Origin of the sequence: Nocardia australiensis (assembly GCF_020733705.1) — a bacterium.
Taxonomy (GTDB): domain Bacteria; phylum Actinomycetota; class Actinomycetes; order Mycobacteriales; family Mycobacteriaceae; genus Nocardia; species Nocardia australiensis.
Map to the genome: position 1 here is coordinate 2,633,562 of NZ_JAJFZM010000001.1, position 23,150 is coordinate 2,656,711.

General features: G+C 63.0%; 26 protein-coding genes and 1 pseudogene. 9 read left to right on the top strand and 18 right to left on the bottom strand.

Going from position 1 to position 23,150, the window contains the following annotated elements; translation table 11 throughout:
• Positions 1-245: 245 nt before the first annotated feature.
• The 3 genes from LKE06_RS11810 to LKE06_RS11820 form a co-directional block, all read right to left on the bottom strand.
• Positions 246-482: a hypothetical protein gene (locus LKE06_RS11810; RefSeq protein ID WP_227998654.1), complete on the bottom strand. Its 237-nt coding sequence runs from the start codon at positions 480-482 to the stop codon at positions 246-248.
• Positions 463-939 carry a hypothetical protein gene (locus LKE06_RS11815; RefSeq protein ID WP_227998655.1) on the bottom strand — a complete coding sequence of 159 codons (477 nt, stop codon included), beginning with the start codon at positions 937-939 and terminating at the stop codon, positions 463-465. The genes LKE06_RS11810 and LKE06_RS11815 overlap by 20 nt, the downstream gene beginning before the upstream one ends.
• A gap of 138 nt (positions 940-1,077) precedes the next feature.
• The gene (locus tag LKE06_RS11820) at positions 1,078-1,458 is read right to left on the bottom strand and encodes a VOC family protein (protein ID WP_227998656.1); all 381 of its coding nucleotides are present in this window, start codon (positions 1,456-1,458) and stop codon (positions 1,078-1,080) included.
• A 274-nt stretch (positions 1,459-1,732) separates the two neighbouring features.
• Between LKE06_RS11820 and LKE06_RS11825 the strand changes: the two genes are divergently transcribed.
• A complete protein-coding gene (locus LKE06_RS11825; RefSeq protein WP_227998657.1) occupies positions 1,733-2,161 on the top strand; it encodes a hypothetical protein in 429 nt (142 codons plus the stop codon).
• A 114-nt stretch (positions 2,162-2,275) separates the two neighbouring features.
• Here LKE06_RS11825 and LKE06_RS11830 read toward each other — a convergent pair whose 3' ends face one another.
• On the bottom strand, positions 2,276-2,767 hold the full coding sequence (locus tag LKE06_RS11830; RefSeq protein ID WP_227998658.1) for an alpha/beta fold hydrolase: 492 nt from the start codon (positions 2,765-2,767) through the stop codon (positions 2,276-2,278).
• 257 nt (positions 2,768-3,024) lie between these two features.
• On the opposite strand from LKE06_RS11830, the gene LKE06_RS11835 reads away from it, so the two are divergent.
• Positions 3,025-3,285, top strand: a complete 261-nt coding sequence (locus LKE06_RS11835; RefSeq protein WP_227998659.1) for a transposase — start codon at positions 3,025-3,027, stop codon at positions 3,283-3,285.
• Positions 3,286-3,472: 187 nt separating this feature from the next.
• Here the strand turns inward: LKE06_RS11835 and LKE06_RS11840 are convergent, their stop codons facing one another.
• Positions 3,473-3,682: a heavy-metal-associated domain-containing protein gene (locus LKE06_RS11840; protein ID WP_227998660.1), complete on the bottom strand. Its 210-nt coding sequence runs from the start codon at positions 3,680-3,682 to the stop codon at positions 3,473-3,475.
• Positions 3,679-4,095 carry a nuclear transport factor 2 family protein gene (locus LKE06_RS11845; RefSeq protein ID WP_227998661.1) on the bottom strand — a complete coding sequence of 139 codons (417 nt, stop codon included), beginning with the start codon at positions 4,093-4,095 and terminating at the stop codon, positions 3,679-3,681. Before LKE06_RS11845 ends, LKE06_RS11840 begins: the two co-directional genes overlap by 4 nt.
• A 98-nt stretch (positions 4,096-4,193) precedes the next feature.
• Here LKE06_RS11845 and LKE06_RS11850 point away from each other — a divergent pair, with 98 nt between their 5' ends.
• Positions 4,194-4,823 carry a TetR/AcrR family transcriptional regulator gene (locus tag LKE06_RS11850; protein WP_227998662.1) on the top strand — a complete coding sequence of 210 codons (630 nt, stop codon included), beginning with the start codon at positions 4,194-4,196 and terminating at the stop codon, positions 4,821-4,823.
• Between the two features lie 123 nt (positions 4,824-4,946).
• On the opposite strand, the pseudogene LKE06_RS33135 reads toward LKE06_RS11850, so the two are convergent.
• Positions 4,947-5,390, bottom strand: a pseudogene (locus LKE06_RS33135) (ISL3 family transposase); the annotation flags it as partial.
• 1,253 nt (positions 5,391-6,643) lie between these two features.
• On the opposite strand from LKE06_RS33135, the gene LKE06_RS11860 reads away from it, so the two are divergent.
• Positions 6,644-8,383, top strand: coding sequence for an N-acyl-D-amino-acid deacylase family protein (locus tag LKE06_RS11860; protein WP_227998663.1), 1,740 nt, complete (start codon positions 6,644-6,646; stop codon positions 8,381-8,383).
• A 250-nt stretch (positions 8,384-8,633) separates the two neighbouring features.
• Here the strand turns inward: LKE06_RS11860 and LKE06_RS11865 are convergent, their stop codons facing one another.
• Entirely contained in the window at positions 8,634-9,434 is an 801-nt protein-coding gene (locus LKE06_RS11865; RefSeq protein WP_227999418.1) for an ABC transporter permease, read from the bottom strand.
• A 5-nt stretch (positions 9,435-9,439) separates the two neighbouring features.
• Positions 9,440-10,399: an ATP-binding cassette domain-containing protein gene (locus tag LKE06_RS11870; RefSeq protein ID WP_227998664.1), complete on the bottom strand. Its 960-nt coding sequence runs from the start codon at positions 10,397-10,399 to the stop codon at positions 9,440-9,442.
• Between the two features lie 103 nt (positions 10,400-10,502).
• Between LKE06_RS11870 and LKE06_RS11875 the strand changes: the two genes are divergently transcribed.
• Entirely contained in the window at positions 10,503-11,264 is a 762-nt protein-coding gene (locus LKE06_RS11875) for a TetR/AcrR family transcriptional regulator (protein ID WP_227998665.1), read from the top strand.
• A 383-nt stretch (positions 11,265-11,647) separates the two neighbouring features.
• On the opposite strand, the gene LKE06_RS11880 is transcribed toward LKE06_RS11875, so the two are convergent.
• Positions 11,648-11,890: a hypothetical protein gene (locus tag LKE06_RS11880; RefSeq protein WP_227998666.1), complete on the bottom strand. Its 243-nt coding sequence runs from the start codon at positions 11,888-11,890 to the stop codon at positions 11,648-11,650.
• A 241-nt stretch (positions 11,891-12,131) separates the two neighbouring features.
• On the opposite strand from LKE06_RS11880, the gene LKE06_RS11885 reads away from it, so the two are divergent.
• Entirely contained in the window at positions 12,132-13,721 is a 1,590-nt protein-coding gene (locus LKE06_RS11885; RefSeq protein WP_227998667.1) for an HNH endonuclease signature motif containing protein, read from the top strand.
• A 41-nt stretch (positions 13,722-13,762) separates the two neighbouring features.
• Here LKE06_RS11885 and LKE06_RS11890 read toward each other — a convergent pair whose 3' ends face one another.
• Positions 13,763-14,047 (bottom strand): hypothetical protein, encoded by a 285-nt coding sequence (locus LKE06_RS11890; protein WP_227998668.1) that lies wholly within the window; start codon positions 14,045-14,047, stop codon positions 13,763-13,765.
• Between the two features lie 267 nt (positions 14,048-14,314).
• On the opposite strand from LKE06_RS11890, the gene LKE06_RS11895 reads away from it, so the two are divergent.
• Positions 14,315-14,602 (top strand): hypothetical protein, encoded by a 288-nt coding sequence (locus tag LKE06_RS11895; RefSeq protein ID WP_227998669.1) that lies wholly within the window; start codon positions 14,315-14,317, stop codon positions 14,600-14,602.
• Between the two features lie 156 nt (positions 14,603-14,758).
• Here the strand turns inward: LKE06_RS11895 and LKE06_RS11900 are convergent, their stop codons facing one another.
• Positions 14,759-15,625, bottom strand: a complete 867-nt coding sequence (locus LKE06_RS11900) for an alpha/beta fold hydrolase (protein ID WP_227998670.1) — start codon at positions 15,623-15,625, stop codon at positions 14,759-14,761.
• 458 nt (positions 15,626-16,083) lie between these two features.
• Here LKE06_RS11900 and LKE06_RS11905 point away from each other — a divergent pair, with 458 nt between their 5' ends.
• Both LKE06_RS11905 and LKE06_RS11910 read left to right on the top strand, forming a co-directional pair.
• The gene (locus LKE06_RS11905) at positions 16,084-16,764 is read left to right on the top strand and encodes a TetR/AcrR family transcriptional regulator (protein ID WP_227998671.1); all 681 of its coding nucleotides are present in this window, start codon (positions 16,084-16,086) and stop codon (positions 16,762-16,764) included.
• Between the two features lie 37 nt (positions 16,765-16,801).
• Positions 16,802-17,590 (top strand): SDR family oxidoreductase, encoded by a 789-nt coding sequence (locus LKE06_RS11910; RefSeq protein WP_227998672.1) that lies wholly within the window; start codon positions 16,802-16,804, stop codon positions 17,588-17,590.
• A gap of 858 nt (positions 17,591-18,448) precedes the next feature.
• Here the strand turns inward: LKE06_RS11910 and LKE06_RS11915 are convergent.
• The 6 genes from LKE06_RS11915 to LKE06_RS11940 form a co-directional block, all read right to left on the bottom strand.
• A complete protein-coding gene (locus LKE06_RS11915) occupies positions 18,449-19,012 on the bottom strand; it encodes a hypothetical protein (RefSeq protein WP_227998673.1) in 564 nt (187 codons plus the stop codon).
• A 166-nt stretch (positions 19,013-19,178) separates the two neighbouring features.
• Positions 19,179-19,733, bottom strand: a complete 555-nt coding sequence (locus tag LKE06_RS11920) for a hypothetical protein (RefSeq protein ID WP_227998674.1) — start codon at positions 19,731-19,733, stop codon at positions 19,179-19,181.
• The gene (locus tag LKE06_RS11925) at positions 19,733-20,494 is read right to left on the bottom strand and encodes an LXG domain-containing protein (RefSeq protein WP_227998675.1); all 762 of its coding nucleotides are present in this window, start codon (positions 20,492-20,494) and stop codon (positions 19,733-19,735) included. Before LKE06_RS11925 ends, LKE06_RS11920 begins: the two co-directional genes overlap by 1 nt.
• On the bottom strand, positions 20,491-20,811 hold the full coding sequence (locus LKE06_RS11930; protein WP_227998676.1) for a type VII secretion target: 321 nt from the start codon (positions 20,809-20,811) through the stop codon (positions 20,491-20,493). The genes LKE06_RS11925 and LKE06_RS11930 overlap by 4 nt, the downstream gene beginning before the upstream one ends.
• A gap of 250 nt (positions 20,812-21,061) precedes the next feature.
• The gene (locus LKE06_RS11935) at positions 21,062-21,607 is read right to left on the bottom strand and encodes an RDD family protein (protein WP_227998677.1); all 546 of its coding nucleotides are present in this window, start codon (positions 21,605-21,607) and stop codon (positions 21,062-21,064) included.
• A 57-nt stretch (positions 21,608-21,664) separates the two neighbouring features.
• A complete protein-coding gene (locus tag LKE06_RS11940; protein WP_227998678.1) occupies positions 21,665-22,972 on the bottom strand; it encodes a D-alanyl-D-alanine carboxypeptidase family protein in 1,308 nt (435 codons plus the stop codon).
• Positions 22,973-23,150: the final 178 nt, after the last annotated feature.

The window sequence follows — 23,150 nt, forward strand, 5'->3', positions numbered from 1 at the left end:
CAGATGCCACGACTTTCGGGACCCTACACCAGCTGTGGGTCATGAGACATTGAGCCGCCATCGGCGTCGCGCCTGGCCGCGACGGCTCTCGGGGGCGACAAGGTGGCCGCGTTGGTCGAGTTCTTGGCGCGGCAGCGTGTTGTCGTGGTACAACGCGGCTATCGCACCGGCTGCCGCGTCAAGCCGATTCGAAAGTCGTTTGCATTCAAGGGTTTTGGGCTCGGACACCAGCCTCATGAGGACAGTTACCAGGGCGACCGCGACCATTCGAAACCGACGATGGTCTCGAATTTCTGTCGTTCGTCGAGATGGTCGAACAGCTCGGGCGCATCCATCACGCGGGAGAGATCGAAGGTAGTGGCGCACAGTGCTCGACCGTGCTTCCGCAGCGCATCCGACACGCCCCCGGCAGACCACGCCGACGAGTACTGAAGCCCGCTCACGGATCGCGACAACACGCCATCAAGCCCGAAGAGCCCCATCAACCGCCTCGGTCATCGAAGCGAGCGCGGCAGTGATCTCGTCTGCGTTGAAGCCCGTACGATAGCGTGCTTCCAGACTTCCCAGTAGTTCCCAGGTAGTAGCGAGAAGAGTCGGCCATAGTTCGCAAATATATGTCGGGGCATATCGCACAGCTTCGCCGTCCAACCTGAGGGCGTCTGTCTGCGATTCGGATCGGTCGATGCTCTGGTCGCTGACAACAATTCTGACCCAAGCCTGCGGTTCTATATCTCTGGGAATAGATTTAACAAATTCATACAGGAACGTGTTTATCTCGCGAGTCCAGCCTTGTTCGACCATCGACTCCCTCTGGACATTTGCCATTTGACGTGTCAGCTGCCTGATGATTTCGAAATATTCACCCACATATTTGCCGATATCCCGGACGCTATCAGGGATGACCGTCAACGACTGTCCTTCTCCCCCAACCATATTCATGACGCCAAACTACCGGCCTACTCACCGACCGTCCAGACTCGAACGAACTGACAACGCCTAGCGATAGTCGCCGAGCATGGGTGATGACGCACTCAACTCGACGACCGCTCGGCGGCATTACCGTGTGTTCGGGTGGCTCTACACTGCCGTGACCCGGCGCCGGAGCAGGCAGAATTCGTTCCCCTCCGGGTCGGCCAGTACGTGCCACGTCGCGGCGCCGGTCTGGCCGATGTCGACCTTCCGCGCACCCACGGCGAGCAGCCGTTCCAGTTCCGCGTCCTGATCACGGTCGGTGGGGTTCACGTCGAGGTGCAGCGGCAGTTTCCCGCCCTTCGGCTCGGTGCCGCGACTGAACACCAGTGTGGGCTGGGGCCCGCCGAAGCCGGTTGCGGGCGGGCCGATCTCCAGATCGTCGCCCTCCCAGCCGAGTTCGACGTAGCCGAGGACTTCGCACCAGAAGTCCGCCAGCCGTTGTGGGTCGGCACAGTCGATGACCAGTTCGGTGATCCTGCAAGACATGCGCGCGACACTACGCGCGCGAGACCGCTCCGAGCAGCGGTTTTCCTGGTCGGTACGACGCAGCGAACGCATTGATACCCAACGCTCTTCCAGCTGAAGCCCGCTGAGTGCACGTCGGCATTGCGTGTACGTGCCTGCGCGACCCGATAAGTACGGTCATGTGGCCTGCGGTTGCAACACATAGGGTGGACAAGATCATTTGTCGGGATCTGATGCTTCTGATATCGAAAGGTCTTACATGTCCATCGGTTCGTTATCACGTGTCCTGTCGTGCGTGTGTGCCAGTGCGGCACCGCTACTGCTGTTCGCGCCTGCCGCTGTTGCCGCCCCGGATAGCCCTTACAGCTGCTCGGGCGTATATCTGTCGAGCGATGGCTCCGCAGAAGTAGAGTCGTGCATTTACGCCGAGAACGGGGTACCCAGGGCATTCGGCGGCCTCACGATCAAATCTGACGACATCACGCCCGAATCCGACTGCACCATGGTCGTGACCATCGTGGATTACAACGCGTATGAGACCGGGGCGGACGAGCAGGTCGCGACCAGCGGCCCATTTCAGTGCTTGAACGGCAAGTATCCCTCCCCGCCGTTGACGGTGGACACGGCGCTGGCGAAGCCCGGGCATCGCTACCGCAGTTTCACCGAAGTCACCAAAGACGGCCAGGGGATCGCTCGTATCTACAGCCCGGACTTGAATCTGTAGACCGGATTTGATGGTCAGCTCCGGTCGCCGGTGCTCGAGTCGGGCCGTCGGCGACCGGAGTGGTTCGATTCGAACGACCCGTACCGGTCCACAGCGTGGGTGAGCTCGACCGGTTCAGTCGATCAGGTCGCGCACCGCACCGATGACGATGTCGGGCTGTTCCTCCGGCAGGAAGTGACCACATTGCACCGTGGTGGTGCGCAGGTCCGGTGCCCATGCGGACCAGATCGCTTGCGGGTCGAATGGCAGGACGAGCTCGCCGGGGTCTTGCCAGAGCGCGGCCACGGGCATGGTCAGCCGCCTGCCGGCGCGGCGATCGGCTTCGTCATGGATGTTGTCGACGTAGGCGCTGGCGCGGTAGTCGGCGCAGACGGCACGGATGGAGTCAGGGGCGCGAGCAGCGGTCAGGTATTCGGTGCGGATGTCGCCCGGAATCGCCTCGGGAACCTGGGTCCAGCTGTCAAGGAAATGCCCGAAGAACAGATCGGGGTCAGCTCCGATCATGCGCTCGGCGAGATCGCTCGGCTGTGCGAGCAGATAGAGGTGGAACGCGAAGATACCGTCGGTTCCGTGCAGCGTGGCCCACATGTCCGCGGCCGGGAGCACATCGCTTTACAGCTCCACCGTGAGATCACCGAACTCGGCTACCCCGGCAGCTATGCACTGGTGCGCGCCTACCTGGAACAACACCGCACCAAGCCAGACCGCATCGCCCCGTCGCCACCGACCGTCCGGCAGTTCACACGGTGGCTCACCCGCCACCCCGACAAACTCGGTGAGGACGATCAGCTACGACTCGAAGCCGTGCTGGACAGTGTCCGTAGTTACAGGCCGCCGCCGGACATGTCCGTGCCTTCGGCGAGATGCTCACCACGCTGCAGGGCCAGCATCTACTCGGATGGATCGCCGCCGTCCGTGCCGATGACCTGCCCGGCCTGACCTCTTTCGTCAACGGGCTCAAGTCTGGCTTGAACGCTGTCACCGCCGGTCTGACCGTGCGCTGGAACTCCGGTCCCGTCGAGGGGCGCGTCAATCACATCAAGATGATCAAGAGGCAGATGTTCGGCAGGGCTGGCCTTCCACTGCTACGCAAACGCGTACTTCTCACAGCCGCACGACGATGACGTCGCGAACCTACGGCACAACCTTCGTCACGGAAAGTGGGCCAGATCCCATTTCCGACAGCGGTTGTTCACGAATCTCGACGGCACCATCGGTCGGGAGAAAGTGGTGTTCACGAACAACGACAGCACTTGGCGGGCTCCGGCGAACGCCCGCCCAGCGGCTATGAGCGGACACCCCGTGAGGCTGTCAGGAACCGGCCAGTTCGTAACCGGCAGAGTCGACAGCTGCGTGGACATCGGCGCGGTCGAGGTTGCCCGTGCTGATCACGGTGACGGAGTCGGTATCGACGTCGACCGCGATCGACGTGACGCCGGGTAAATGTTCGAGTGCCTCGGCAATGGATGCGGCGCAGTGGTCGCAGGCCATTCCGAGGACGGTGTAGCGGTGTTCGGTCATGACCGCTCGCTCTGCTGGTGCCGGCCGTCGGCGGCTACGTTTCGAGTGAGCATGTGTGCCTGCCGCATCCGTCCGTCCGGTGTGAACTGGCCGAAGAAGCAGACTTCGATGGCGAGTTCTCTGCCACGCCGCGTGACGTGGAGGGTGTATCGGGCGGCGATCCGATCGTCGTCGGCAATGGCTTCGTGTACGTCGATACGGCCGCTGGGGCGGTTCTTTCGCACTGGGCGGGTGTGCGCGATCAGCTTGTCGCGATCCATCCGGTGCCCATCGGCGACCTGCACGATATCGGGGGTGTGGAACCGGTCCACCACGGCCGCCGCATCTGTGTCCTCGGCGAGCAGGTGTTCGTTGAAGGAGGTGAAGAACTCGGCGATGAACCGCGCGGGGTCGGTATCGGCGAAGGCGGGCATGAGTCTCCTGACAGGCGAAACCTGATTAATTCTTACGAAGTGTAAGATATAGGCGACAGAGTATTTTGACAAGGCGTAAGAGATAATGAGGACGACCGATGGCTCGTAAGCAACGTGCCGACGCGCACCGCAGCAGGGCGGCGATCCTCGACGCCGCCGCGCGGATCCTGAACGAACAACCCGAGGCCAGCGTCGAAACCATCGCCACCGATGCGGGGGTAACCCGCCAGACGGTGTATGCGCACTTCCCCTCTCGTGAGCAGCTACTGGTGGCAGTCCTGGACAGGCTCACCGAGCTGACGGTCGCGGCGATGGATGCCGCGGACCCGGACGAGGGCCCCGCCGACGAGGCATTGCTGCGCGTATTCGACGCGGCGGCACAAGAATCCGATCGCTATCCCACCCTCCTGCAGCGGATCAGCGCGTTGCCGATCTCCGCACGCGAAGACCATGGTCGGCACGCACCGATCACGGACCGCATCGAAAGGGTGATCCGACGCGGACAAGACACAGGCGAATTCGACGTTCACCTCCCCGCCAGCTGGCTGGCCACCGTCGCGATCCATCTCGCCCACACCGCAGCTCACGAGCGCAGCACCGACCGAATGACCGCCCCGGACGCCCACCGAGCATTCACCACGAGCCTGATGCGCATCCTCGCGCCCGCCACGGAACCCCATGGAGACACACCTGCCCCTCGTGTGGTCCGGGAAACCCCGACCACATGATCGCGCGTGGTGCCGCTGAGCACGCTGCGCGAACCTCCCGACGGGCTCCTCGTTCTGGGGCTGCGGGGTTGGCCGATCGGCCGGCTGAGGCCCGGTGACGCGAAGGCAGTCGCGGTGGTGAGCCACGCAGCGCTCAACGGCCTTGGCCAGGTTCTGCCAGAGGTGAAACCTGTCCGCGACCTGCATCGCGTCGGGGGCGCCGATACGAGCTCCCTCCGCGTACGACCCTGAGCGGTCTCGGCATACCACCTCCACCCCAGGGTGTGCGGCCAGCCAATTCGCCAGGGTCTGAGCGTCCCTGCCTGGCAACAACTCCAGCGGTGCGCCCGTCTCGCAGTCGATCAGCACGGTGCCGTAGTTCTGACCGCGCAGCAACGCGAAGTCGTCCACCCCCCAACACCCGTGGCGTTTCCGCCACGGGATCCGGCAACGTCTGCAGCAGCCGCAGCAGAGTAGACCGGCTTGCCGATGCACGGAGCGCGGTGGCCAGTCGCGCACCGGCCCGGCCGGCCAGCGCAACCGCGATATCCTCCAGCAGCGCCCGCAGCAGCGGCGTTCGCCGCCCATGCCGCACCGTCACCCCCTCGACCTGTTCCGCGAAAGTCCTTACCCCGCAGACCGGTTGATCGCAGAACCACCGCCGCACCCGCAGTCGGACCATCAACCGCTGTCCGCCCACCGGCGCGTCGGCCAGGTAGCGCTCGTACCGACTGTGCACGATCCCAAGACCCCAGTCACCTGCCGCACTCAGGCCACGCCCATCACGGAAAGTGGGCCAGATCCCGGAATTCCGACGTCGTTGGTCAGTGATTTCTGACGTCGGTCCGGGCTCGGCGGAGGCGTTCGTGCCGGTGATGGCGGACTTCCCGCGCGAAGGCCGCGCCTGGACGGCCTTCGCGCGCCGGACATCTCGTAAGCGCTGCCGGTGTCGCCACATACGATGGCTGGCGTCACGAAACGCAGTGCTTCGTCACATTGTTAGAGGACCGACGGCAATTTGATCGAAGGCCCATTCACCAAAGTGTCCTGATACGGTTTCAACGGCGAGGCCGTGCCTACGACTTCCCCGCTACAGCCTGACGCATTATCGTACACAGCGACGGACTCCGAACCGGTAACGGAGATAGTGAAAGCAATACCGATGTTTGGGGGCTTATTCGGTTTAGGTACAAAGCAAGCATCTGGCAGCAGCTCGGCATAATGCGCCGTGTAGACAAGGCGGCCCAAATATCTTCCCGTGACGGATATAAGCGGGCTGTCGGCCGAGGCGGGCGCGGCGTAGGCCGTGGCAGCAGCTGCCACACCCACAACCGTCAAAAGTTGTATGCCCAGCTTGCCGATGAACCGGGAGCGCCTCGCATACGAAACATTTTTCTGCATGTTCCCGTCCCTTCCGTCTGTTCACATTGTTCCGCCACAAATATGCACTTCCGATGCAGATTTGCTGACGACACCCTGATGCCCGGTGCGTATCGTTACTCACGACTACCAACGGGTGATTCCCGAACCGGCCCGGTCGGTCGTTACCTGCAATCATCTGCGCTGTAGCGACGAAACGTTCGGCGACGTCCTCGGAGTTGTATCCGGCAGCCAGGAACCGGCAACGACTCGTCGGCACCGGGGCATGACACCGCCCCTACGACCGGTCCGGCTGCCGGGTGAGAGTGAGCGCTCGCGCCGATGAACGTGCGTCCAGGTGTTCGATCTTCGCAGGTAATATGACGAATCCCACACTCGCTGACACTGTGTCTAGTTAGATTACTTAATGTCAAACATGGTGCCGGAGGTAGCGCCACGCAACCACAAGCACAGGACTCGTCATGAGATATTCCCTTGTCATAGCCAATGGGACGATTGTCGACGGGACGGGAGGTGAACCGTTTCCCGCGGATATCGCGATAGCCGACGGGTGGATCGCTGCCGTCGGGAAACCCGGCGAGTTCACCGAGGTCGTGGCCGAAACGGTGATAGACGCGACGGGCCTGGTAGTGACGCCGGGATTCGTCGACATTCACACGCACTACGACGGGCAGATCACCTGGGACCCGATGCTGACGCCCAGTTGCTGGCACGGGGTGACCACCGTAGTCATGGGGAACTGCGGCGTGGGGTTCGCGCCCGTCACCGCGGCGAAGCGGGAGTGGCTCATCGGTTTGATGGAGGGGGTGGAGGATGTTCCGGGAGCGGCGCTCTCGGCCGGGATTCGTTGGGACTGGCAGTCTTTCCCCGAGTATCTGGACGCGCTCGAAAAACTGCCATTGGCGGTGGATGTGGGGACCCAGGTGCCGCACGGAGCGGTGCGGGCCTACGTCATGGGTGAGCGGGGAGCCAAGAACGAAGCCGCCACCCCCGAGGATATCGACCTGATGGCGAAGTTGGTCCAAGCGGGGATCGAAGCTGGAGCGCTGGGGTTTTCGACTTCACGCACACTCGTGCACCGGGCAGTGGACGGGGAGCCGGTACCAGGAACATTCGCCGCCGAAGAGGAACTGTTCGCGATCGGAAAGGCCTTGGCCGCCGCGGGGACCGGCGTTTTCGAGCTGGCACCCGCCGGAATCATGGGCGAGGATCTCGCCGCACCGGATCGAGAACTGGACTGGATGCTACGTCTGGCCGAATTGACCGGGCGGACAGTGAGTTTCGGACTGTTGCAGCACGACGGCGCACCCGATGACTGGCAGCGACTCCTTGATCTGGCGGGCACCGCGCACGCGGCCGGGGTTCCGATTCGACCCCAGGTGTCCGCGCGACCCCTGGGGCTGTTGATCGGATTGCAGACTTTCCATCCGTTCTCCTTCCGCCCTGCCTTCATCGAGGCCGCCGAACGCGCGGGCGAGGATCTGGACGCGCTGGTGGCGGAACTGCGAGATCCCTCGCTGCGCAAAACCATTCTCCAGCAGGAGGATCTGCCGGGCAATCCGATGGCGTTCATCAGCCTCGGATTGGACCGCACCTTCGAACTCGGGGATCCGCCGGAGTACGAGCCCGCGCCCGACACCAGCCTCGCGCATGCGGCCGAACGAGCCGGACGGGAGCCGTTCGACTATCTCTACGACCTGCTGCTGTCCAGCGAGGGGCGGGCGCTGTTCTTCCGGCCGCTGCTGAACTACACCCGATTCACCCATGATCCGATTCGGGACATGCTCATGCATCCGGCGTCGGCGGTCGGCCTCGGTGACGGCGGCGCGCATGTGGGCGCCATCTGCGACGCCTCGAACACCACCTACATGCTCACCCACTGGGTGCGCGATCGCACACGCGGAGAACGGATTCCGCTGGCCACCGCAGTCCGCAAAATGACCAAGGACACCGCCGACATGTACGGCCTCACCGATCGCGGTGTGATCGAGGTCGGCAAGAAGGCCGACCTCAACGTGATCGACCTGGAGAATCTGCGTCTGCTGCCGCCCGCCATGGCCTACGACCTGCCCGGTGGGGCACGGCGGCTACTGCAGCGAGCCGAGGGCTACCGCGCCACCATCGTCGCCGGCGAAGTGGTCCTGCGCGACGGCGAGGACACCGGAGCGCGGCCCGGAGCACTGGTGCGCGGCGCACGCTGACCAGCGGCGGTCCGCCGACGTGATATCCAGGCGGGGTGGGTGTCGACGCCGATGACGAGTTCGTACTGTTCTGAGACGATAGGCACTGCAGCGGTTGTCCTTCCGATGGGCGACGTCGTTGGTCGGCGTCGGCCCGGAAGGAGAACTTCGAGGCAGGCCTGTAATGGGCCACGATCCCGCGCCAACGGGGTCGGGCAGGCTTCTGATCAAGCCACCGAAGCGGACCGGGCCGGCGTCGCCGCCACAACGTTCACTTGCCCCCTCTGCGGAACCGTCGAGCAGCCAGCGGTAGATAGGCCGCAGTGAGGAGTAGCGGCCATAGCACCGCCAACGTCAGCGCGTGGTCGCCGACAAAGCTCTGCGTGGGCCACGATGTGCTGCCCAGCAGTTCACGAACGGCTGTGGCTGTCGTGGAGATCGGGTTGAGTTCCGCCAAGGTGCCGAGCCAGCCCGGCATAGTCGCGGGGTTGACGAAAGCGCTGGAAAGGAACGCGATGGGCCAGGTGAGGATCTGGATGTAGGCGACCGATTCCACCGACTTCGCGCCGTATCCGATGAAGATCCCGATCCACAGCAGGGCAAACCGCAGAGCGACCAGCAGGACCAATACAAGGACGACGTTCGCGATGTGCAGGTCGGGGCGCCAGCCCACCGCAAGGGCGAAGCCGACCATGAGCGCCAGGCTGATCAGTGAGCTGAGCAGGTCGGCGGCGGCCCGCCCGAGCACGATCGCGGTGCTGTTGATCGGGAAGGACCGCAACCGGTCGTTGATGCCGTGGGTGGCGTCGGCCGCCGCTGACAGCGTAGTGGTCTCCAAGCCGAAGAGCATCGTGACAGCGAGCATTCCGGGGATCAAGAAGTCGGTGTAGGTCGATTCGGCTGGTACATCGAGGGCTCCACCGAACAGACCCAAGAAGAGCAGCGTGGTGAAGACCGGGAACAGCCATACGGTCGCCATCGCACCGATCTGCTGACGCCATGAGCTGACGGTGCGGCGGGCGATGATCGCCGAAGCGGAGAGCAGGCTGGGTGCTGAGATGGTCGGTGTCATCGTGGTCACGCGGTCTCCTTGGTGGCAGCAGCATCGCCGGTCAGAGTCAAGAACACTTCGTCCAAGGACGGCTTGCGCAAGGTCACCTCGGTTGCAGCGATCCCCGCCGCGGCCAACAGCTCCACGGTGCGGCTGAGTGCGCCGTTCGAAGCAGCGGGCAAGGTCACCCTCATGCCAGAGCTGTCGAGGTTCGCCCCGCCGTCGATACGCCCAAGCGTGGGGAGCGCGGCATCCGCATCGGTGCCGGTCGCGAACCGAATCTGGATGACCGAGGGGCCGACCATGGCCTTGAGGTCGTCGGATGACCCTTGCGCGACAACGACTCCGCGAGCCAGGAGCACGATCTGGTCAGCAAGTTCATCGGCCTCTTCGAGGTACTGCGTGGTCAGGAGAATGGTCGTGCCACTGCGAACGAGATCGCGCAGGGATTGCCAGAGGTCACGGCGGGCCGCCGGATCAAGCCCGGTGGTCGGCTCATCGACGAAGAGGACCTGGGGGGAGACGATCAGGCTGGCGGCGAGGTCCAGCCGCCTGCGCATCCCACCGGAGTAACCGCTCACCGCCCGGTTCTGCGCCTCGCCGAGACCGAACTGCTCCACCAATGCCCCGGCGCGCTCTGTCGAGGCCTCGCGACTCAAGCCCCGCAGGCGCCCGAAGAACCGTAGGTTCTGCCGCGCCGTGAGCTGCTCGTCCACGGCCGCGTGCTGACCGACCAGACCGATGCGCTCGCGAACCTTCGCCGCGTCTCGTCGCACGTCATAACCGGCAATCCGGGCGCTGCCGCGATCGAACTGCAACAGCGTCGACAGTCCTCGAATCGCCGTGGTCTTGCCCGCCCCGTTCGGGCCCAGTAGGGCAAGCACCTGTCCCTGCTCGACGTGCAGGCTCAGGTCACGCAGCCCCACCTCGCCGTCCTTCAACGAGTACATCTTCCCGACGTGCTCGGCCTCAATCGCTGACGACATCATGCCACTCCTATTCGTACGCCATACCGTACGGCGTACGGTATGGCATACCGTAACGTGGCATGGGTGGAGATTATTCCCTTAACGGCAGGAGTGGGTTGAGGTGGCCGAGCACACCGGTACAGGCGATCCACTGCAGAGCATTGCGCTGCTGTGGCGCACAAACCCTAAGACCGGACGTTCTGGCCTCACACTCGATGCGGTCGTAGAAGCCGCGATCACGGTGGCATCGGGGGTCGGGATCGAGAAACTCTCGATGCGCAAGATCGCCGATCGACTCAGCGTGGGGGTCATGTCGCTCTACGCGCACGTGCCTGGCAAGGGCGAGCTGATTGACCTGATGGTCGACCACGTCTACGGCACGCTTTACCGATCGCCAGGCGTAATCCCGCTGGAGTCAGGATGGCGACCGGCACTGGAGGCCATCGCTGAGCACAACTGGAACCTTCTCGCACAGCACCGATGGTTGCTGGGAATCGACGTTACGAGGCCACCTCTGGGCCCAGGCACCACGGGGAAGTACGACACCGAACTGCAACCGCTCGTCGGAATCGGCCTCAACGATGTTGAGATCGACCAAGTGCTCACCCTCGTTCTCGATCACGTCAAATCAACAGCACGGCTATCGCTGGGCGTCGCAGAAACTGCACAGGCCACCGGCCACGACGATCGCGAGTGGTGGGCCACCGCCGGCCCGCTACTCGCTGCGCTCATCGATCCTGGCCGGTTCCCCAATGCCTCCCGGATAGGACGCGCGGCCGGCCAAGAGAACGACTCAGCAGTAGACGTCGGCCGGGCATACAGCTTTGGTCTGCGCATGATCCTCGACGGTGTCGAACAACTCGTAGAGAGCAAACGGGTGTGACGACAGCCGGAACCCGAACAATCTCATACAGGTAACCAAGCTGATCTGTGTGACGAACTGGTGACCGCATATGTCCGCCCAGCGAAACCTGCGTACCGCGTCATCGCATCCTCTCCTGTCTACTCGACCGGCACCGCGGTTGTGGTTCTCCGAGTCGCCTGCGCCCCTTGCTGTGCGGTCTCGCGAATCCGGTCGCACGACTCCGGCATGTCGGCGAGACAGCAGTGGCAACCACAACCTATTGCGGCACAACAGAATCAGGTGCGATTGTTACGAATAGCCAGGGGGTCGGGCGGCGACCGCTGTGCGTGCTCTTGGGTGCATGGCCGAATGAGCGCCTCGGCGCTTGCGGCGTCAGCAGGCGACGACCCTCATCGAGGCGTTCACCGCGAACAACGCCGCGATGAGCAGCCACTGGCGCCCGGCGGGCCATTCCGGTCCAGCGCAACCATGATGAGGCACCAGCCAACAATGCCGACAGCGACACCGGCCACCATCATGGCGGCGAACTCGGATATCACACCAAGTGCCACCACAACGACGGAACAGCAGGCCGCGCCCACCAGCAGTCTGTCCTGCGCAATGCCTTCCGACAGTGTGAGGATCGCCATGGCGACCTGCCGCACGAAACCGCCTCGGGAGTCAGGCGTCCGGTTGTCGTTCTCGCGATTCGGCAGGGCATTGTGGTTACGGCCAGCGGTCATCCGCGATCCTCTTCTGGTCCTCGGGTCTGCGTATTCCGCGCTGAATATTCTTCGATGAAACCATTTGCCGCACAATGAAATTGCGGATATTCACAATATGGTCTGTTATCATCCAAATGCAAAAAGGCGTGACCAGCAATATTTTTCGCGATAGAATTCGAACATGCCTTCGATTAACGCCACAATTGCCGACCCGTCAGTCGAGGCGGCGTTATGCACTTTGGAGGCCGGTCTTTCGCAGGTGATGAAAGTTGGTACCGGGCGGCTGTCGAATCGGGATCGGCTGCGGGTGTTGCAGCGGGTCGAGGTGGTTATTCGGGCGTTGCCGGGTTTGGGTTCGGGGTTGATCGCCCAGATCGATACCGAGTGGAGTAACGACGATTTCGCGACCAGAAATGTGTCCGACACCCTCACCGAAGGGCTACGGATCAGCCCCGCGGAGGCGCGTGCCCGATGTCGGTCGGCGCGAGAGTTGGCGCACCGCAACATGTTCGACGGTGAGGTTCTCGAACCAGAGTTGCCTGCGACCGCCGCCGCGCAATGCGATGGCGTAATCGGGCCTGCTCATGTGCAGGTGATACAGGAGTTCTTCCGGCACCTTCCCGCGTGTGTCGACACCCCCACCCGCACCCGGGCCGAAGTGGAATTGGCTGGGCACGCCAGGGTGTTGCGGCCGGACCAGTTGCGGAAAGTCGCGCAAAGGGTAGAGGCGTTCATCAACCCCGATGGGGTTTTCGATGACACCGATCGTGCGCGGCGTCGCAGCTTCACGATGGGCCGGCAAGGCCCGGATTTGATGAGCAAATGCACCCTGATCGCCGACCCGGAACTCCGGGCATATTTGGATGCATGTTTCGCGAAGCTGGCCGAACCCGGTGCATGCAACCCCGATGAAAACGTCCCGGCCCGCATGGGAGGCAGTTCTGAACGTGAAGCGGCAGAGCCTGGTTCGGCGGAACTCGATGACCGTAGTGGTGGGCAGCGTCAACACGATGCGTTGAAGGCGATCATGCGGGCGATGCTGGCATCAGGGGAACTCGGCCAGCATCGGGGTTTGCCGGTCACAGTTATCGCCACTACAACCGTGCAAGAGTTGGAAGAAGCTGTCGAACAAACAGACTCAGGACGCATGGTCGTGTCCGGTTCACCGGTCGTGACCGGTGGCGGAAACCTGCTGCCGATGCATGACCTGATCAGAATGGCCGCCCACGCCCACCACTACTTGGCGATCTTCGATGACGCCGATGGTCGGCCCTTGTATTTAGGTCGCAGTAAACGGATCGCGTCACGCGATCAGCGAATCATGTTGCACGCCCGCGACATCGGGTGCACCCACCCCGGCTGCGGGAAGCCCGGCTACCTATGCGAAACCCATCACGTCGACGAGTGGGCCAACGGCGGCGGTACCAACGCCGATCAACTCACCTTCGCCTGCGAACCACACCACCGCATGGTCGGCCACAACGACAACCAATGGGGCACCCTCGCGGCACCCGCAGGACACCCGACTCCCGGACGCACCCAATGGATTCCGCCCACAATCAGCGACCCCAACCGAACACCTCGAACCAACCACTTCCATCACCCGAACGAATACCTCGCCGCCCCATCATCATTCACCCGAACCACAACCACTCACTACGGTTACCGGGGTAAACGCTACGCGCGCCAACATCATTCACCGGATATCAGCCCCACACGCGCGAGAAATGCTCCGGAAATCCCGGATAAACCACTTCAGTCATCGGACTGAATGTCATCCGTCCGACGGATCCCGCAAGCTGATATCGCGGGTCACCCGTCGCCGCAGGTGACATGGATCAGGAATACATTTGCGGATCCGTCCTTCATGCTGGCGGTCTGCTCCTCCGTCATTGTCCACGTAGTGCTCCGGTGAATTATTCGGAGCTTCGCCGTGAGGTCGAATAGCCCTTTCGTGGCGTTGTAACTGCCGGTGTGCGGGTCCGTGACTTTGTGGTCGAGTTCCGCGAGGTGATCGCGCAGGAACCCGGCCAGACCGGACAGTCTGGAGACGATCTGGTCGAGATGATCGAGGTCGACATGGAATTCGTAGGTCATAGGTTCAGGCTCGACGTCCTCGACGCGGCCGTGGTGTCCTGGGTCTGATAGTTCTCCGGGGTGGCTGACCCGCTGCGCGAGATGAGGTTGTCGCGGTCGGGGTTGGGTGGGACTGCGCCGCCTGCCTCCGCTGATGAAACCGGCCTTGTAACGTGCCGATACATATGTCGCGACATATGTATCGTATGCATCCCATGCTTCCAACGATCGGAGCTCCCTTTGAAAATCTCGGCTCGAGCAGTATCGATGTGCCTGGCGGCTCCCGTTATGGCAGTCGCCCTGACGGGGATAACCGCCGGAACAGCCGCCGCCGCGCCCGGCTGCAATGGGTCGATGAACGGCCAATGGGCCTACAACGGTGTGTGTGGGGGTGAGGAGGGGAGCTATCGGCTCGAAATCGATTGCATCGGATTCAACTTTGGCGCCAATCCGCCGATCGGCCAGTTCACAATGCGCGAAGACTTGCCTGTCGGGCGAGCGGGCACGGTGAGTTGCTTCGGCCCGAACTGGTCCAGCGCCGGTGTGGGTGTAGGCGCACGGATCTTCCGGCTCTGATCAGCGGTAGTTGTTCGGCGGATATGCCTGTGGGGGGGAAAGCCGTTCGGCTGATTGGTGACAGATGCGCATCCACGGCAATTCCGGTGGGGTGCTGATGATTCCGGGTTCGGTGGCAGATGTTCGAGGTAAAGAGCTCGACTGAGGCGTGGTTCGCTACCTGAGGTGCCCGAGCAGGGTGCGCAGGATCGTTTCAGCGTGTGTCCACAAGACCGCGCCCCCGATGCCGGGCACGATATGCCGCCGCGCTTCGGGAATGCGGTCAGCGAGCGAACTTCCGAGGTCTGGGGAGTGGCTGGTGTCCTGTTCGCCGTACCAGAGATCCACGGGTACACCGATCGTCGTCAGATCGAACGGCCAGCGGCCCATGGCTAGGACCGTGTCACGGGCGTAGCCGGCAGGACCGGGGGCGAACGCCTCCCTCAAACAGCGACGGTAGCTGCGCTCGAACGTGGGGTCACGGTAGACGGCAAGGTCGGATGCGGGGCTCGATTCGATGACCATCTGCCACATGGTGTCTGGGGCCAACGTCGCGAAGAAGCTCTCCGCGTCGTCCGGGTCCGATGCGGTCAGGTCGACCAGTCCGCGGAGTTGATCCGGCAGGGCGTCCGCGAACCACGGGGCCGCCACCTCGTCTGCGCCCGACACGATCGCGAGCGCGCCACTGATACCCGTCGCGGCGCAGGCAAGCGCAAAGGGCGCGCCCTGAGAGTTGCCGACCATCGCGGGCCTGCCCAACCCACGCAGCGCTGCGAACTCGTCGACATCTGCTGCGAAGTCGCGAAACGACTTGCCGGGCTGCGGTGTCGACACTCCCAAGCCTGGACGGTCGAGCGAGATGAGACGCACGCCGAGTGCCTCCAGTGCGCCCGCGCCGAAACCGAGTGATCGGGTGGTGGCGGCGCCCGGGCACAGCAACACGGGAATCCCGTCTTGGTGACCCCATTCGGCCCACCCGATTACCCGCCCGCTTGCCAAATGCACTTCACCCAACCGGGCTGGCTCCGAGATGTCGACAGTCATGGTCGCAATTGTCGCCGACCGTGGTCGCGGCCCGCCACCGATTATGGCGGCGCCCTGCCGCACCCGATGGCGGTTACCAGAGGGCGATACAGTTCCTCAACATTCACGGGCCGCCGCAAGACCTCCAACGGCCACGAATTGCGTTCGCGCAAACTCTGATTCGCACGAATTCGTGGACTGACAAGGTCAATATCCGTAACTACTCCGGCGCTTTCGTACGCTGGTGCAATACGGCGGCCGGTATCCGGACCGCCTCGCCCGCATCGCGCAACTCGCCGGGCCCCACCGCCCCGCAGCCCCGGGCGCGCCCGGGGCGGCGATCGATCAGCCCACGCTGGATTTCCCGCCCGAACCCACGGCGCCGAAGTGATGGCGAAATTCGCCTGGAAACACCTGGCCATAGCGGTGCCGGATGCCGGGGATTGCGGCAAGTTATCCACTCGAATAATATTATCCGAGTGGATAACAAATCCTTCCGTGATGGTTGCGGTCACGGTGCGCCGCAGCGCCATCCACCGGTAAACCCGCCCGACCACAGGCAAGCCCGTGCGGTGGCGATGACCACCCGCGAGGCGGCGACCGCGGCTCGTAAAGACCAGATCACCGGCGCCGCGATCGCGTTGCTGGGTGAGCACGGCTACCAGGCCACCACCCTGGAGGCCATCTGCAAGGAGGCCGGGCTCAGCAGTAAACGGCTGATCACCTACCACTTCTCCAGCAAGGACGAGCTGTTCGCGGCCGTTGCCGATCAGATCGCCGCCGACGCCGAGGCTTCCATACAGTCCGCCCTCGCAGCTGCGACCATCGCCCGCGAACTGCTCGCCACCGTCATTCGGGCAAACGTGGCGTTCATCGCCGGCCACTTACCGCAGGTGCGAGCGCTTCAGCAGATCCTTCTCAACGGCGGTCACGGCGTCTGGGAGCGACACCACATCGAATCGCTGGACGGGCTGGCCCGCCTGTTCGCCCAGGGGCAGCGCACCGGAGCGTTCCGGCCTTTCGACCCGCACGTCATGGCTGCGGCGCTGAGAGCCTCCATCGACAGCGTCGTCCCTCTGCTAGCCGCTGGACTCGACCCCGGCCCGTGTGGAAACGAACTGGTCGAACTCTTCGACCGAGCCACGAGACAACAGACCTGACCCGACCGCACGGCCGGCCCACACGAAGGACCCAGCAATGACATACACAGGGGTTGCCAGACGGACGTACGTCGTGACCGGCTCCGCATCGGGCATCGGCGCCGCGACCACGAAAATACTGCGTGAGCGCGGCGCCGAGGTCATCGCGTGCGACCTCGGCGACGCCGATATCCAGGCAGATCTGTCCACGCCCGAAGGGCGGCAGTCGCTGGTCGACCAGGTAACCGAGCGTGGGCACATCGACGCCGTGCTCGCCATCGCGGGAGGCGGCAAAACCGGCCTCATCGAGACGAACTACTTCGGTGCTGTCTCGACGCTGGAAGGGCTACGGCCGCTGCTGGCGCAGAGCGAGGCACCCCGAGCCGTGGTCGTTTCGTCGACGTCGTCGCTGGCGCCCGCAGACGAGCGCGTGGTGCAGGCATGTCTCGACGGCGACGAAGCCGCCGCCCTCGCCTACCTCGACGCGGACCCATCCCTCGGTGGCGCTACCGGCGCCTATGGCATTGCAAAGCGTGCGCTGAATCGCTGGGTACGCAAGGTCGCCGCAACACCGGACTGGGCAGGAGCCGGCATCGCACTCAACGTCGTCGCACCCGGCGTCGTCGACACACCCGCCGCCTCCTGGATCTTCGCAAGCGAGGCGACACGTACCGCCGTGGAGGCCGCAGCGCCACAGCCGTTCGGCGGCTTTCCCGGGCGACCGGAGTGGGTAGGCGAACTCATCTGCTGGCTCGCCGGTGCGCACAACCGATTCGTGACCGGTCAAGTCATCTTCGCCGACGGCGGCGCGGAGACAGCGCTGATCGGAGACGTCCACTGGCGCTGACCGCCACCGATTCGGTCGGTGCGGACTATCGCGAACCTGCACACTGCACGGGCTGACCATCTGCCGGTCAGCCACACAGCAAACCCCAGGAGCAGCACTATCAGATGCCCGACAACAACGCCGACGCAGCAGAACTCGCCGAGATGCTCTAATTCCTCAACAACTGGCTCGCCGCCGACCAGGACGCACGCATCGCCCTCGACCGATACATCGGCCGCGCCCACGCCTCGCGCAGCGTCCGCGACGACCTCTACAGATTCAGCATCCTGCTTGGAGGCACCTACGAAACCCACGCCGGCACAGACAACTCGACAGCATCCTGACTTGCCGAGAACCCACAAGACACAGCTCCACCGCACTCCCACAGCCGCCACCCCGAAACCGACACCGCGGTCTCCGAAGTGACGTCACTTTTCGTCTGCACAAATCGCCGTTCGACGCGGCGAGTGACGCCCAAATTCACCAGGAACTGACGTCAGATTTCACCGGTCTAATCAGACGGCGAGATGGAACGTGTCGGAGGTGCGGGTGTAACGTCCAGCGACTGCTTCGGACATATCGTCGCTCGCCCGTATGAGGTTGGCAGTGAGCTGTTTGAGAAGCATGGCCCCCTTTGAAGCGAGATCAGCCATGGGTGAACTCCGCTGGACCGGCATCCAGGTGAGTGCGGTGTCCAGCGATGGACTCGTTGGCCCAGACGGTTCTTAATCGCTTCGGCACGGTGAGAGAGGTCCGCAATTGCACCGCCTTAGCAACAAACTCGAGATAGTTCGCGATATGACTTTCGTCTAGCTGAAACTTAACATCCGTTGCGGCAGGTTCCCAAGGTTGTGGATAGGACTTGGCAGCTGCTGCATCTTATCCGCCAGGTATAGCACGCATCGCGTCGCGAAAGCCTGGGTGAGCTTGTACGAATACGAACTTTTCATCATCGATCGGACGGAACGTCACCGGCTGTGTGGTCTTTCTGAAAAATAACATGGCTACCAAAAGCCCGATTGGAATCGTGCCCGGAAATACTGCCAAAGCCAGCGGGATAACCACTATCTCACCTATATTCCTTGCCCATTCAGGCGTTATCTCTGCCCAGCCCGCGGCGCACACGACCACGAAGTTAATCAGGATTGCGCCCATCACGTACGCGAGAATGGCGGCGATACGGCGACACCACCGATTGGAACGTTCGCACTGATCGCAGATCGGCCAATCTCCGACCAGGAGCGTCGATGCCGGCGCGGCCCTGTCATCAAACCGGGAGGACGTAGGTTTGCCAGGGTGCCTGGGATGGTCGAGCGTGTTGTAGAAGGTGGTTCTGAACCGCATTTTCGATACTGCCGGGCGCCCGTGCCGGCTGCATACGTCCGGAATTTCTTGGGCGATCTCCAATTCCAGCGGTTCGACGGTCCTCAGCCGGCTCTCCATGTAGAGAATTGTGGATGACGGTAGGGGCTCCTGGCATCGGCGCAAGCGGACCGCCACGTCACCCATGCCGATCCACCGATAGTTGTTCATCGGAGTCAGCCGAAACGTAGGCGGCCGGTCGGCCGATGGTGCCGACAACAATGGCGAGCCATGTGCAATCTCCCGTTCATACCAGCCACCCGCGTTGGCGTCGGTCTTGGTAGTAGAGGTCGTCATCATCTGGTTCGTCCGGCATGACGACCCGATCACGGTTGGGTTTGCGAGTTCCGGGAATTACATTGCGCGCCGGTCCGGGATCATTGCCGTGTGACACGTCGGGTGCCGGATTTGGCGGTGTCGTGGGTGTCGGAATCGATTGGGCTCGAATAGTCGACGTGTTTTGGTGGCTCTCGGCGCTGGGCGGTGTATCGGGTACCTCGTTGCGGTAATTCTCGAGTATCTTCTCCCCGGCTTCGGCTAGCCGCCGCATCTCCTCGGGTGTCTTGCCGGCCATATCGGCTGCGATCTTCGGCATCGCGGCGTCGCTGAAGCGCAGGAACGACTCGCTCTGTGCGAGGTCGCGCAAGCTTCCCTTGCCATTCATGATGTCTCGGAGTTGCTGTTTCAGATCGTTGTCGATACCAGGATTTTCGGCAAGAATCTTCAACGCCTTCGAAAGGTGGCGTGACATACCGATATCGCCATTGACCGTATCGAGCATCGGTTCATTTTCACGTTTCATTACGAAACCCCAGGATGATCGTAGGGGGAGCTCGGAAGTGCCGGGATCTGCGAGGCTTCCACAGCCGAACTGATTCCCGCGGACATCAGTCCGACCACGGCCTCGGAGGCATTAACCATATGACCGAGATTGCCTATAATCGTGGCAACCTTCAACCCCATTAATGCGGCGATGGCCGCTGCGACCGCCTTCAGTGCAACCCCGACCTCAACGCCTACAATGGTAGAATCCGCTGACAAAGCTGCCACCCAGGTTACGAACCACTCGATTGCCAAGTCGCCGAGGTATTGCACCAGATCGGCGATCCCGTTGGCCATTCCATAGGAAGCCAGTGCAAAGGCGGAAATCTCGTCAGCGACCTTGCTCAAGGGTTCGGTCTGGCCGTCGAGGGCGGCGGTCAGTGATGAGAAATAGGACCGCGCGCTCTCGGCCGCATTTCCCTGCCAGGATTTCTCCACGTTGCTCATGGCGGAATCTATCGCTTCGTGGTATGCGCTGTTGTATTCGGAAAGTTTGCGGATTGCGTCGGCGGATTTCTGTAGGGCAACCCAATCTCCGGAGAGATTGTTGGTAATGGTACCGATGCAGTTGAATCCGCTGCTGCCGGTAAAGCCGACGGTCGCCATAGCGATGAGGTTGTTCAAATGGTACGACATGCTGGTGCCGTTACCGCTGATGACGAGTTCGACGTAGTCGTGGACCGGATCCGAGGGTTCCGGCTCGGATAGCTTTTCGACGGGATATTCGGTAGCTGTTGTCACTTACCTATTCTCCCGTAGTAGTTATCCATGTCTTTAGCTCGCTCGAATTCGGTCGTTCGATACATCCTTGATGCATTCGTCAACTCCGTGGATGAATTGTCGGTTACAGTTCCTAGGCGTTCGTAATTAGATTTCAGTTGTTCACAGACTTCTTGTAGTTGATCGAGTAGAGGCGTGAGTACGAGACCGCCACTGCTTTGCACTTCGAGCCATTCCTTGGCGTACGTCACGGCCTGAGTATTGTCTTCAGCTATCTTCCATAATCCACGTGCCGCCAAGTCGATATCGTCTGGACTGACTTTGAACTGTTCGGTCAATCTATGCCCTGCCGTTCCTGTGATCGTCGCTCTCGAAGTAGAGCAGGTCGGTGCCTCTATATATCTGACGCAGCACAGTGTGCTGCGGTTCCATCGACTCGGCGCAGAGCTCTTGCTTGGTCTCGCCGACCTTGGCGTTGTGTGCTCCGGTGGGGAGTTGTCCGGCGGTTCCGCATCTTTGGCGACGTGGTCGTGCGCGGGAGGAGTGGGTGGTCAGGTCAGCGAGGCGCTGCTTGTGCGCCCGCCGAGCTCATCGGCGGTAGGTGTTCGGTGGGTAGGACTGTGGGGGAAAACTGTTGGGGTGGTAGGTGTTCGGTGGTGCGGCGGGCGGTAGGGGGTGTGCGCGTAGTGCGGCGAAGTCGCGGCGGCGGACTGCGACGAGGTTGCGACCGTATTCGGCTTGCCATGGGTCTTCGTCGTCGAAGATCATGCCGCCGATCGTCAGGAAGACGCGCAGGAAATACCACTCGAGCAGTCGGCCGAACGACGGCCGGTCTCCGTCACTGCCACGGATGAGGACCAGTCCGACAACGGCTTTGCCGAGGGTGGCGTGGGTTATGCGCTGAATCACCGTGGTGTGTATGAACGAGGCCGCCGCGTATACGACCACCAGCAGCGCTGCCCAGACCAGTCCGGTGTCCCTGCCGACGACGGCGAGCGCGACACCGGCGTGCAACAGCATATCGACGAGAACCGCTACATGGGAACGCAATTCGCGCGGCGAGGGGTATCGGGGGTCGTTTGTGTCGCCGTGAAATTTGGCCTGATGCATCCCCAGCGACGACAAGAAGTCCACGCCGAAGATCCTCGCATGCCACGGAATCCGGAGCGTCGAGGTGAACCTCGGCGCGGGCTAGCGCTTGCGGCGCAGTCCGCGCGCGCCGAGGAGTATCACCACGATCAAGGCGATTCCGCCGATTGTCAGGAAGGTTCGCATTATGGTGCGGTCGACGTCGTCGGTGGTGGTACCGGACTGCCGACCGGCGTCCTTCGGTGGCGGGGAGGCAAGTGCCGCACCGGTTTTCGACGATTCGGAGGTGGCGTCGGAGAGGTTTCCGACAGCGGTGCCGCTTGGGAGGGCGAAGCCATAGTCGAGGAGACGGGCGGCTTGCTGAAAGGGGCGCAGCGGCAGTACGTCGGCTTTGAGCAGCGTTACCGCGAGCCTGCGTCCATCGCGCTCGGCGGCGGCCACAAAGGTCTGCCTGGCGTCGTCGGTGAAGCCGGTCTTGCCGCCGATCGCACCTTCGTATTCATAGAGCAGGTGGTTGTCATTGGCGATGGGGAAGCCGGGGTGATCGGTGTCGTCCGGGTTGTTCGGGTCTTTGGGGAACCCGGGGAAGTCGACCTGCTCGGTGTGGATGAGTTCGGCGAACAGCGGGATCGTCATGGCCTCGCGGAACAGTACCGACAAGTCGTAGGCCGAGGTGCTCATGCCGGGGCCGTCCAGGCCCGACGGGCTGGCCGCGCGAGTATCCAAGGCGTGCAATGACTTCGCGAGCTCGTTCATTTTCGCCACGGCAGCCGCGTCGCCGCCGAGCTGGGCGGCGATGGCGTGCGCGGCGTCATTGCCCGACGTCATGATCAGCCCCTGCATCAGTTGCCTGTTGGTGTACTGGCCGCCGGGCCCGATGCCGACGCGGGTGCCGTCGGCGTCGCCGTCCTCCTGCGTGCCGGTGACCACCTTGTCCAGATCGAGGGTGCGCAGGGCGACCGTCGCGAGCAGCACCTTGATGGTGCTGGCCGGACGATAGCGGCCGTGTGGATCCTTGGCGGCGAGCACCTCACCGGTATCCAGATCCGACACCATCCAGGCCGTCGCCGAAATGTCTTGCGGCACCGGCGGTGCGCCCTTCGGCACGACCACACCGCATTCACCCATCCGCGTCCCGCCCACCGGTGCTGACGGAACCGGCAGCGCGGTCGGTGTCGGCTCGCCCGGCAACGGAACTTCGGACTCGTCGATCGGTGCGGGCGGATTGGTCTTCTGGGGGCACCCATCGGTGTTCGGCGTCGAGAACGGCGTCGTCGTGGTGCTCGGCGTTGCGATGCCGGTGGGCGTGGCGAGTGACGCGGGCGCGGCAACGCCCGCGGTCACGGCCGCGGCAGCGACCACCGCGCCAAGGCACAGCGTGGCGCGGTGGCGAATATCCCGGATGCTCATCGGCTCAAAGCCTAATGCGCGCCGCCGGAGGAGGCCCGTCTCGGGCTCGCGTCGAGCGGAGTCGAAGCAGCTGCTCTTGGGCGCGGACGCCGGAACGTCCACGGCTGCCGCCGCAACTATTGACAGAGCCTAGGAAATGACAGTTACTATCAAAAAAGTCTAACTACCATTTACTGGA

Excerpts from the sequence above, each read along its gene's own strand:
- LKE06_RS11810 (WP_227998654.1), bottom strand. The coding sequence starts at position 482 with ATGGGGCTCTTCGGGCTTGATGGCGTGTTGTCGCGATCCGTGAGCGGG.
- LKE06_RS11815 (WP_227998655.1), bottom strand. The coding sequence starts at position 939 with ATGAATATGGTTGGGGGAGAAGGACAGTCGTTGACGGTCATCCCTGAT.
- LKE06_RS11820 (WP_227998656.1), bottom strand. The coding sequence starts at position 1,458 with ATGTCTTGCAGGATCACCGAACTGGTCATCGACTGTGCCGACCCACAA.
- LKE06_RS11835 (WP_227998659.1), top strand. The coding sequence starts at position 3,025 with ATGCTCACCACGCTGCAGGGCCAGCATCTACTCGGATGGATCGCCGCC.
- LKE06_RS11840 (WP_227998660.1), bottom strand. The coding sequence starts at position 3,682 with ATGACCGAACACCGCTACACCGTCCTCGGAATGGCCTGCGACCACTGC.
- LKE06_RS11845 (WP_227998661.1), bottom strand. The coding sequence starts at position 4,095 with ATGCCCGCCTTCGCCGATACCGACCCCGCGCGGTTCATCGCCGAGTTC.
- LKE06_RS11850 (WP_227998662.1), top strand. The coding sequence starts at position 4,194 with ATGGCTCGTAAGCAACGTGCCGACGCGCACCGCAGCAGGGCGGCGATC.
- LKE06_RS11860 (WP_227998663.1), top strand. The coding sequence starts at position 6,644 with ATGAGATATTCCCTTGTCATAGCCAATGGGACGATTGTCGACGGGACG.
- LKE06_RS11865 (WP_227999418.1), bottom strand. The coding sequence starts at position 9,434 with ATGACACCGACCATCTCAGCACCCAGCCTGCTCTCCGCTTCGGCGATC.
- LKE06_RS11870 (WP_227998664.1), bottom strand. The coding sequence starts at position 10,399 with ATGTCGTCAGCGATTGAGGCCGAGCACGTCGGGAAGATGTACTCGTTG.
- LKE06_RS11885 (WP_227998667.1), top strand. The coding sequence starts at position 12,132 with ATGCCTTCGATTAACGCCACAATTGCCGACCCGTCAGTCGAGGCGGCG.
- LKE06_RS11890 (WP_227998668.1), bottom strand. The coding sequence starts at position 14,047 with ATGACCTACGAATTCCATGTCGACCTCGATCATCTCGACCAGATCGTC.
- LKE06_RS11895 (WP_227998669.1), top strand. The coding sequence starts at position 14,315 with ATGGCAGTCGCCCTGACGGGGATAACCGCCGGAACAGCCGCCGCCGCG.
- LKE06_RS11900 (WP_227998670.1), bottom strand. The coding sequence starts at position 15,625 with ATGACTGTCGACATCTCGGAGCCAGCCCGGTTGGGTGAAGTGCATTTG.
- LKE06_RS11910 (WP_227998672.1), top strand. The coding sequence starts at position 16,802 with ATGACATACACAGGGGTTGCCAGACGGACGTACGTCGTGACCGGCTCC.
- LKE06_RS11915 (WP_227998673.1), bottom strand. The coding sequence starts at position 19,012 with ATGGAGAGCCGGCTGAGGACCGTCGAACCGCTGGAATTGGAGATCGCC.
- LKE06_RS11920 (WP_227998674.1), bottom strand. The coding sequence starts at position 19,733 with ATGAAACGTGAAAATGAACCGATGCTCGATACGGTCAATGGCGATATC.
- LKE06_RS11940 (WP_227998678.1), bottom strand. The coding sequence starts at position 22,972 with ATGAGCATCCGGGATATTCGCCACCGCGCCACGCTGTGCCTTGGCGCG.